This is a genomic window from Ruminococcus sp. CAG:57 (assembly GCF_000435935.1).
GTDB classification, from domain to species: domain Bacteria; phylum Bacillota; class Clostridia; order Oscillospirales; family Ruminococcaceae; genus Hominimerdicola; species Hominimerdicola aceti.
The window spans coordinates 1-1,433 of sequence record NZ_FR890676.1 but is presented as its reverse complement, the minus strand read 5'-3'; the positions used below and the strand labels follow the sequence as shown (position 1 = coordinate 1,433).

The 1,433-nt window shown below is 31.8% G+C and carries 3 protein-coding genes; all 3 read left to right on the top strand.

Annotated features, from left to right (window positions below):
- Nucleotides 1–76 precede the first annotated feature (76 nt).
- Nucleotides 77–403, top strand: coding sequence for a hypothetical protein (locus QVO88_RS00030; protein ID WP_117905804.1), 327 nt, complete (start codon nt 77–79; stop codon nt 401–403).
- Nucleotides 404–578: 175 nt separating this feature from the next.
- Nucleotides 579–1,034: a hypothetical protein gene (locus QVO88_RS00025; RefSeq protein WP_022286485.1), complete on the top strand. Its 456-nt coding sequence runs from the start codon at nt 579–581 to the stop codon at nt 1,032–1,034.
- A 183-nt stretch (nt 1,035–1,217) separates the two neighbouring features.
- On the top strand, nt 1,218–1,433 hold a 216-nt coding region (locus QVO88_RS00020), incomplete at its 3' end, for a hypothetical protein (protein WP_288177643.1).

Here is a 1,433-nt window from a genome sequence, read left to right as displayed (position 1 = left end):
TGATTTGGGTGAGGGTTTTTCTTTTTGGGATGAAAGCATGATATATGAGGAGAAAACCGAACTTAGAAGCTGAGGATTGTTATATGACGGTAAATTGCTGGATACGGTCACAATGCATTGTGCAGCAGACGATAATGATTATAGTGATAATGATATTATTTGTATAAGCTTTACTGCGAGTGCTTTTAAAAGGCAGGATACGATTGATAATATTTCAATAGGCGGAATAACCTTTGAGAGTACAGAAGCAGAAATAAATCAAATGTTTGGTGAACCGACAGACAATCATGAAGATTCAAGTCACTTTAGCTCATATTTATATTTAATTGATAAAAAGTGGCTGACTCTTTCTTTTAATTATGGGCATCTAAATATTATAGATCTTAATTTTGGAGGAAAATAAAACGTCGATTAATATTGATACAAGTTTTGAGATTATATTAAAACTAGACAATGATATGACAAAAGTAGAAGAAACAATGATAAAACTATCTGACGAAGAAACATATACCGTAGATGGTTTTTGTGAAATATAAAAAAATAATTTTTATTCGTCGCTTGATGAGAAAGGAAATGTCATGAAATTGCAAAAACAGATTACAAACGAAGAATTGCTTGAACTTACAAGAAAAGCATTTGAGAATGATGAGGTTGCTGAATTTCTTTGCGGAGAAAAAGGATATTCAGTTATGGGAAACAGGGATATACCTATTAATATTCCTACAGATTTCGGACGCATTGTAGAAAAAGGAATATATGAGTTATATTTGACTACAAATGATGAAGTAATTATCAAGAAATTCCGTAAAGCAATTATGACACTAAATAGTACACCTATTCAAGTTTGGTGTGCATATATGGCTTGTTGGAATCAAATTTTCAATGAACATTCTAAATATCCAGCACTGTTTAAAATGATTGATGATACCCTTTTAAAGACATTAAAAAGTACCTTGATAAACAATGAATCATCTCTACGTAATTGTAAAGAGTGGATGGGGATTAACAAAAAAATGGATTATGGGATTACATAATTCGTATAGATAATGTCTTAAAAAAAGATTATGGGGTGAGTGTATTATGAGTGAAGTGAATAATGATTTTTTAGAATATGGAGCTTCTTTTTTAGTTACAAAGAGAGATTATGATTTGTATTATAGTGATCCATTTGATTACTTGGTGCGGGAGGGCAACGCTTTATTGCACCAAGCAATCAAATGGATCAATTGCTTATTGTAGCTAATGGTGATATTGGCATTATAGAAGAAGGACTAGGTATAGAGACCGATAAATGGGCAGGTCAAGAATTAGTTAGAATTGACATAGATAAATCCATTGTAAATGATTTCTATGAAAGTGGAAATCTTAAGCTTCCAACAGGTTCAGAATCTGGTGCAAATAGTAATTGGATTCCTGGTGGAGAAACAAGTGGT

Excerpts from the sequence above, each read along its gene's own strand:
- QVO88_RS00025 (WP_022286485.1), top strand. The coding sequence starts at position 579 with ATGAAATTGCAAAAACAGATTACAAACGAAGAATTGCTTGAACTTACA.